This window comes from Mesorhizobium sanjuanii (genome assembly GCF_002529485.1).
Classification (GTDB): Bacteria; Pseudomonadota; Alphaproteobacteria; order Rhizobiales; family Rhizobiaceae; genus Mesorhizobium; species Mesorhizobium sanjuanii.
The window spans coordinates 1-7,652 of the sequence record NZ_NWQG01000014.1; the positions used below are offsets into that span (position 1 = coordinate 1).

Annotated in this window: 8 protein-coding genes and 2 pseudogenes; 4 read left to right on the top strand and 6 right to left on the bottom strand. The window is 63.5% G+C overall.

The features are described from left to right. Positions 1-543, top strand: a pseudogene (locus CN311_RS03225) (metalloprotease); the annotation flags it as partial. 59 nt (positions 544-602) lie between these two features. On the opposite strand, the gene CN311_RS03230 reads toward CN311_RS03225, so the two are convergent. Beyond that, a complete protein-coding gene (locus tag CN311_RS03230) occupies positions 603-1,460 on the bottom strand; it encodes an RNA polymerase factor sigma-32 (protein WP_097571971.1) in 858 nt (285 codons plus the stop codon). Positions 1,461-1,782: 322 nt separating this feature from the next. Here CN311_RS03230 and CN311_RS03235 point away from each other — a divergent pair, with 322 nt between their 5' ends. Continuing rightward, positions 1,783-2,556, top strand: coding sequence for an amino acid ABC transporter substrate-binding protein (locus CN311_RS03235; protein WP_097571967.1), 774 nt, complete (start codon positions 1,783-1,785; stop codon positions 2,554-2,556). A 5-nt stretch (positions 2,557-2,561) separates the two neighbouring features. Here CN311_RS03235 and CN311_RS32425 read toward each other — a convergent pair whose 3' ends face one another. Next, positions 2,562-2,735 carry a hypothetical protein gene (locus CN311_RS32425; RefSeq protein ID WP_165779570.1) on the bottom strand — a complete coding sequence of 58 codons (174 nt, stop codon included), beginning with the start codon at positions 2,733-2,735 and terminating at the stop codon, positions 2,562-2,564. Positions 2,736-2,750: 15 nt separating this feature from the next. Between CN311_RS32425 and CN311_RS03240 the strand changes: the two genes are divergently transcribed. Together CN311_RS03240 and CN311_RS03245 are read left to right on the top strand one after the other, a co-directional pair. After that, entirely contained in the window at positions 2,751-3,431 is a 681-nt protein-coding gene (locus tag CN311_RS03240; protein ID WP_097571968.1) for an ABC transporter permease subunit, read from the top strand. Beyond that, positions 3,428-4,201 (top strand): amino acid ABC transporter ATP-binding protein, encoded by a 774-nt coding sequence (locus tag CN311_RS03245; RefSeq protein ID WP_097571969.1) that lies wholly within the window; start codon positions 3,428-3,430, stop codon positions 4,199-4,201. Before CN311_RS03240 ends, CN311_RS03245 begins: the two co-directional genes overlap by 4 nt. An 80-nt stretch (positions 4,202-4,281) precedes the next feature. On the opposite strand, the gene CN311_RS03250 is transcribed toward CN311_RS03245, so the two are convergent. The 4 genes and pseudogenes from CN311_RS03250 to CN311_RS03265 all read right to left on the bottom strand — a co-directional run. Then, on the bottom strand, positions 4,282-4,863 hold the full coding sequence (locus CN311_RS03250) for a CarD family transcriptional regulator (protein ID WP_006327799.1): 582 nt from the start codon (positions 4,861-4,863) through the stop codon (positions 4,282-4,284). Positions 4,864-5,231: 368 nt separating this feature from the next. Beyond that, complete coding sequence (gene fdxA / locus CN311_RS03255) at positions 5,232-5,570, bottom strand: ferredoxin FdxA (protein WP_008873823.1); 339 nt, start codon at positions 5,568-5,570, stop codon at positions 5,232-5,234. Between the two features lie 149 nt (positions 5,571-5,719). Beyond that, entirely contained in the window at positions 5,720-6,106 is a 387-nt protein-coding gene (locus CN311_RS03260) for an RNA-binding S4 domain-containing protein (protein WP_097571970.1), read from the bottom strand. Between the two features lie 14 nt (positions 6,107-6,120). Then, positions 6,121-7,652: pseudogene (locus CN311_RS03265) on the bottom strand (helicase); the annotation flags it as partial.

A 7,652-nucleotide genomic window follows, 5' to 3' on the forward strand; every position in this document is an offset into this window, starting at 1 on the left:
GTGCCGGACGGCTTCGTCATCGATAATTCGGCGGCGGCGGTGACGGCGACCGGGCCGGGCGACATGGCGATCCGCTTCGACGGCGTGTCGATCGACAAGACCCGCTCGCTGACCGACTACATCCGCAGCGGCTGGGTGGCCGGTCTCGACGACAGCAGCGTGAAACAGGAAACGATCAACGGCAATGAGGCGGCGACCGCACATGCCGGCGCCGAAGGCTGGCAGTTCGACATCGCGGTGATCCGCGCCGGCGGCCAGGTCTACCGGCTGTTGACGGCAGCCCCGTCCGCCAGCACCACACTTGATGGAGTGGCGCGTTCGGTCAGCGGCTCCTTCCGCATCCTGAGCGCGGCCGAGAAGGCGGCGCTGAAGCCGCTGCATATCCGCGTCGTCACGGTCCAGCCGGGCCAGAACATGGGTTCGCTCGCCGCGCAGATGGTCGGCGTCGATCGCAAGCTCGATCTTTTCCGGGTGATCAATGCGCTATCGCCGGGCGCTGCGGTTTCGGCCGGCGACAAAGTCAAGATCGTCACGGACAGATAGCGCCGGCCAATGCGCGTTGCCGATGGTGGTCGCTCGGGCAGGTTCGAGCGGCTCGAAACCTACGCTGCCATGAATTCCGGATTCTGCTCGACCAGCGCTATTTTCAGCTTCTCCATGGCGCGCGCCTCGATCTGGCGAACACGCTCCTTGGAGATGCCGAGCGCCTCGCCGAGCGATTCGAGCGTGGCGCCCTCGTCGCTCAGCCGGCGCTCCTCGATGATCCTGAGCTCGCGGGCATTGAGCGCGCCGAGCGCCGTCTTCAACCAGACTGAGCGGCGTTCGACATCGATCGTCTCGCCGACGATCTCATCCGGCAACGGATCATCCGAAACCAGGAACTCCATCCGTTCCGTCGCACCGGCATCGTCTGCGAGCGGCTGGTTGAGCGAAGAATCCGGCGCCGAGAGGCGGGAATCCATCATCGCCACGTCGGCTTCAGAGACGCCAAGCGCCACCGACACCTCGCGGTAGAGCGAGGCATTGGAGAGCGGTTCGGCGCCATTCGCCAGCCGGGCGCGCAGGCGCCGCAGATTGAAAAACAGCGCCTTTTGCGCCGAGCTGGTGCCACCGCGCACGATCGACCAGTTGCGCAGGATATAGTCCTGCATCGAGGCGCGGATCCACCATGTCGCATAGGTCGAAAAGCGGACCTCGCGCTCAGGCTCGAAACGCGCCGCGGCTTCGAGCAGACCGACATGGCCTTCCTGGATCAAATCGCCGAGCGGCAGGCCGTAATGACGGAATTTAGAGGCCATGGAGATGACAAGGCGCATATGCGCCATGGTGATACAGTGCAGCGCGTGCTGATCGTTGTCTTGCTTCCAGCGCAAGGCAAGAATGTGCTCCTCCTCGCGCTCGAGATAGGGAGCCCGCATCGCCGCCCGGACCATGGTTCGTCCTGCCGTGTCTTCGATCATGCCGGCTCCTGTTCGGCTTGCGGACGGACTGGCGACCGCGATCTTGCCGGGCGCGGTTGAAATGTCGACATCGCGCCCTACAACAGCCAAAACTCGCCACGTCGGGGAATGTTCCGACGTCGCGCCATGCAAGGTTGCGTTGCGGGAAGGGCAGCGGCAATTTGCAGAGATGTGCACTCTGCAGTTGCTGTGGCCTTTGAGAATAGGATTTCCAAAACAGGCTATCTTTGAAATCCAGTTCCTTATTTTGCTCGCCTGCATCTGCCATTTTCCAGCTCTTCACAACGGGCCGGCATACCGACCAAGACGGGATCACAGAAAAATGAAATGGCTTACGTCGCTCATCATCGCGGGAACGCTGCAGGTTCTGGCCGTCACATCGGGTTATGCCGGCGCCAATCTCGATCAGATCAAGCAGGCCGGCATTATCAAGGTCGGCACGGAAGGCACCTATGCGCCCTTCACCTATCATGACGCTTCCGGCGCGCTCGTCGGCTTCGACGTCGAGATCGCCAAGGCGATCGCCGACAAGCTTGGTGTGAAGGTCGAATTCCTCGAAGGCAAATGGGACGGGCTGATCGCCGGCCTCGACGCCAACCGCTACGACGCCGTCATCAACGAGGTCGGCATCACCGAGGCGCGCAAGGCCAAATATGACTTCTCCGATCCCTACATCGCCTCCAAGGCGGTGCTGATCGTGCGCGGCGACAACACCGACATCAAGGGTTTCGCCGACCTGAAGGGCAAGAAGGCGGCGCAGTCTTTGACCTCGAATTTCGGCAAGCTTGCCGAAACCAATGGCGCCGAACTCGTTGGCACCGACGGCTTCGACCAGTCGATCCAGCTCTTGCTTACCGGCCGCGCCGACGCCACCATCAATGACAGCCTGTCCTTTCTCGACTTCAAGAAGCACAAGCCCGACGCCAATGTGAAGATCGCCGCGCAGGAAGAAAACGCCGACTATTCCGGCGTTATCGTGCGCAAGGGCGATCCGGAGCTGGTCGCCGCCATCAACAAGGCGCTGGCCGACATCAAGGCCGACGGCACCTACCAGAAGATCGCCGACACCTATTTTGGTCAGGACGTTTCGAAGTAACGCAATCACTGGGCGGGCGGATCGCCGGCCAGCCCGAACTGTTCGCGGCGAGCCGTCTTTGACGGCTCGCCGCTTTTCGCATGATAGGCAGGGCGGTCTTGCCAAAGCGCGTCGTGTTTGAACGGCTTCACGCGACACGTTATCGCAAAACCGCTGCGCACCTTTTGCGCGATATGCATTAGGAGGAGCCCCCCGTGCCGCACTGGCTGCAATTGATGCTGGATTCATTGCCGACGCTGTTGTGGGCGGCGCTGATCTTCACCGTGCCGCTGACGCTGCTGTCATTCGCCTTCGGCCTGTTCGTCGGGCTGGTCGCGGCGCTTATCCGGCTGTTCGGCCCGAAACCTTTGGTCGCGGTGGTCCGCTTCTATGTCTGGATCTTCCGCGGCACGCCGCTTCTGGTGCAGCTCTTCCTGATCTTCTACGGCCTGCCCTCGGTCGGCATCCTGCTCGACGCCTTTCCGGCGGCGCTGATCGGCTTCACCCTCAACATCGGCGCCTACACGTCGGAAATCATCCGCGCCGTGATCGGCTCGGTGCCGAAGGGGCAGTGGGAGGCGGCCTATTCGATCGGCATGACCTGGAGCCAGGCGATGCGGCGCACGATTCTCCCGCAAGCCGGCCGCGTCGCGGTGCCGCCTCTGTCCAACACCTTCATCTCGCTGGTCAAGGACACGTCGCTGGCCGCCGCCATCACGGTGCCGGAAATGTTCCAGGCAGCGCAGCGCATCGTCGCCACCACCTATGAGCCGCTGATCCTCTATGTCGAGGCGGCGATCCTCTACCTCGTCATGAGTTCCGTGCTGTCGGCACTGCAAGCGCGGCTGGAGGTTCGCCTCAATCGCTATGGCGGTTTCCTGGAGGCGCGATCATGATCGGCCTCACCGATATCGAGAAGCGCTTTGGCGACAATCTCGTGCTGAAGGGGGTGACCGTCAGCATCGAGGAAGGCAGCGTCACCGCCCTTGTCGGCCCCTCGGGCGGCGGCAAAAGCACGCTTCTGCGCTGCATCAACCTGCTGGAGATCCCGACCTCGGGCACTGTGCGCATCGGCGACGAGACACTGGAATTCCGTCCCGGTATCAAGGTCTCCACGAGGGACATCCAACGCCTGCGGTTGCAGACCGGCATGGTGTTCCAGAATTTCCAGCTGTTTCCGCATCGCACCGCGATCGAGAATGTCATGGAAGGGCTGGTTACCGTGCTCAAATGGCCAACCGAGCGGGCGCGCGAGCGGGCGCTTGCGCTGCTGGAAAAGGTCGGGATGGCGCACAAGGCCGACGCCTGGCCGGCAACGCTGTCGGGCGGTCAGCAACAGCGCGTGGCGATTGCCCGGGCGCTGGCGCCATCGCCGAAAGTGCTGCTCTGCGACGAGCCGACCTCGGCGCTTGATCCCGAACTGGCGCAGGAGGTGGTCGACGTGCTCGGCCAGCTCGCCAGCGAGGGCACGACCATGGTGATGGCGACGCATGATCTCAGGCTCGCCTCCAAGATCGCGCAGGAAGTGGTGTTTCTCGACGCCGGTGTCATCGTCGAAAAGGGTCCGGCGGCCGTGCTGTTCAGCAATCCGGAGCGGCAACGGACCAAGCGGTTCATCGCCACGCTGAAACAAGAGGCAATGAAGGAAGCTGGCGGCGAGGGGTAGGCCTCCCGGGCGTCTGCGGCCCTCAAAAACAAAAACCCGGCGCAAGGCCGGGTTTTTCAGAACGCAGAAGCGAAAAAGCTTCAGGCAGCTTCTTCCTGCTCGGCTTCCTCGTTGTCGGCCTTGGCGCCGCGCTTGGGACCCTTGTTGAGGTTCACCTCGATGAGGCGCACCGCTTCGGTTTCCGACATGCGGTTGACGGCGGCGATCTCGCGCGCCATGCGGTCGAGCGCCGCCTCATAGAGCTGGCGTTCGGAATAGGACTGCTCCGGCTGGTTGTCGGCGCGGTAGAGGTCGCGCACCACTTCCGAGATCGAGATCAGATCGCCGGAATTGATCTTGGCATCATACTCCTGGGCGCGGCGCGACCACATGGTGCGCTTGACGCGGGCGCGACCCTGCACGACCTTCAGGGCGCGCTCGACATAATCCTCTTCCGACAGCTTGCGCATGCCGATGGAGGTCGCCTTGGCGACCGGAACCTTCAGGCGCATCTTGTCTTTCTGGAAATCAATGACGAACAGCTCCAGCTTGTGGCCCGCAACTTCCTGCTCGTCGATCGAGACGATCTGGCCGACGCCATGCGCCGGATAGACAATGTACTCGCCGGTCTTGAAACCGTGACGTGCTGCGGTGGACTTCTTCTGCGGGGTGATCGTTGCCATTACGCCGTGAACTCCTTGTTGTGGTGCCGGCATGGCGGCGCCGGCTGAACTCGTGCGGTCGGGTTGCCGACCGTTAGCCGCACAACAGATGAACCCACCGGAAAAGCCAGGACCGGCAAACCGCATAATCGCGACCGCCTGCCCCAGATTGCTCTGGTCCGGATTGAGAAATTCACCTTTCAGTGATTTGGGGCGTTGGCGCCATAAATCGACGTTGTGTCACCGGCATGTTTCGCTCATGTAGCACAAAAAGTCGGAAGAATCAAGGTTTTGCTGCATAAGCGAAGGCCGAGCACAATCGCTGCCTGTCAGGCAGTTAATGTATCATGGCCATTACGCCACGTAATCCCACCCCGGTTGGCGTACCGTCAATCGCCCTCGCCAGGCTCGGCGGAGAAATATTTCTCGAACTTTCCTGCCTCGCCATCGAAGGTTTTGGCGTCTGCCGGAGGCTCTTTCTTGGCCGTGATGTTGGGCCATTTTTCGGCGTATTCGGTGTTGATCTGCAGCCATTTGTCGAGGCCCGGCTCGGTGTCCGGCTTGATCGCGTCGGCCGGGCATTCCGGTTCGCAGACACCGCAGTCGATGCACTCGTCGGGATGAATGACGAGCATGTTCTCGCCTTCGTAGAAACAGTCGACCGGACAGACCTCGATGCAGTCCATGTATTTGCATTTAATGCAATTGTCGGTCACGACATAGGTCATCGATCGGCTCCGGAATGCCCCAGTTTTGCTGGGCTTTTTTGGTGAGGTAACGTCTTTGCCCACCGCTTGCAAGGGCAGCCATTGCGGATGATACCGGTGTTTCCGGAATGGAATTCCAGAGGGCTGGTGCAGCAAAGGGCGTCAATGTCTCAGTCTTCGCCGATCAGGCGGTCGGTTTCCCGGCGTTGCTTCTTGGTCGGGCGGCCGCTGCCGGCCTCGCGAAGTGCCGGAATCGCGTCGGGAACTGCTTCGCCCTTCGGCGCGGGCGGCGGCGACATGTCTTCGTAGAGCGTGCGCGCTTCCTCGGCAGGGCCGCGCCGGGTCCCCGTGCCAAGCACCTTCCAGATGAAGATGCGCCGCTCGAGCGTGATGGTGAGAACGTCGCCGGGCCGGACCATATCCGAGGCCTGCGCTGCTTTGTCGCGATTGATGCGGACGCGGCCGGCCACCACCAGCTTCGCCGCCAGCGAGCGCGATTTCACCGCACGTGAAAAGAACAGCCATTTGTCGATGCGCTGGCGGCCTTCAGCAACCATCGGACCGGACTGAGCTATTTCTTCAGCTGGTCGCGCAGCGCGGCGAGCTTGGCGAAGGGCGAGTCCGGATCGAAGCGCACCGGGCGTTCCTCACGCGGTTTTGCCTGGAAGGCGGGCTTGCCGCCTGGCGCGCCGCCCTTGCCGTCCTGCCGGCTGCCCTTCCAGTCAGGCCTGTTGTCGCGGCGGTCGGGACGCTCGCCTTGCGGCTTGCCATCGCGGCGTTCCGCGCCTTCGCCTTGTGGCCTGGGCTTGAACTTCGAGCGGTCGAAGCGCGGCTTGCCGGCGCCGTCGCGCTGGTCGCGGCGGCCTTCATGGGCCGGCCGGGATGCGCCTTCTGCGCCTGCCGGCGCGTCGCCTCGGCCCTGCGCAGCCTGTCCGTTGCGTGGGCGGGCGCGATTGTCGTGGTGGCGGTGGCGAGGGCGCTGGTCGAAGCGGCCCTGCCGCCACAGCAGGATCGGTTTCGGCTCCTCGGCGTCCACGGTGGGCTCGCTGGCTTCACCCTCCCCCATCGAGGGGGAGGTGAGGGCGTCGGCGCCTCCGGCAGCAGCGATGTCAGCGACTGCTTCTGCTGCGAGCGCAACTTCTTCCGTGGCTTCGGCCGTGGCGTCAGCAGGCTCCTCGGCGGCGAGCGGAGCCTCTTGCGTGATTTCGGGTTGCTCTTCCGCGGCTGGCTCGGCTGCCGCTTCGGCGACAGGTTCCACCGAGCCGTCGACGACAGGCTCCAAGCTGTCGGCGGTGACTTCAGCCGCGATAGCCGGCTCAGAATCTTCGACCGACGCCTCCGCGGCTGCGTCCGTTGCCGCAGCTTCCGCCGCCTTGGCCTGCTCGGCTCGGGCGGCCTCTTCCAGTTTTGCCGCGGCGGCCTCGCGCGCGGCATTATCCTGCGCTTCGAGCCGCGCCTTCACCTCGGCCGCCGGCTTCGGTTCGGCCCGGTAGCCCAGACCTTTCAGGATCTCTTCCATGTCGTCGGCGGTGGCGCCGAGGATCGACATCATCGGCGGCGTCACCATGAAGGATTGGCCGTCGTAGGCGCCATCAGGGCGCTGTCCCAGACCCGGCTTCCAATTGGTCGCCGGACGGATCAGGTCGGCCAGCCGCTCAAGGATGTCGACGCGCACCGCGCGCCGGCCGAGATTGCGGTAGCCGGCGAGCTTGTAGAACGTCTTGTCGAAAGTGGGGTCGATGACCACCGAGGTGCGGCCCGACGCAAGCGCGTGAACCACGTCGCCGAAGCCGGGCTTGTCCTTGCCGTCGTTCTTCAACGCCCACAATAGCGTCACAAGTCCGGCCGGCGCCGGCTTGATCAGCGCCGGCACGAAGACATGGTAGGCGCCGAAGCGCACGCCCAGCCGGCGCAGCGCCGCACGGCCCTCCTGGTCAAGCGACTTCATCTCCTCGGCGATGTCGCGGCGATTGATGAGGCCAAAATGCTCGACGAGCTGGAAGGCGATGCCGCGGCCGATGCCGGTGATCTGCTCGGCGTTCTTGAGGTCGACCAGCGGCTTCAGCAAGGACTCGATCTGATAATTGACGAAGCGCTCGGCAC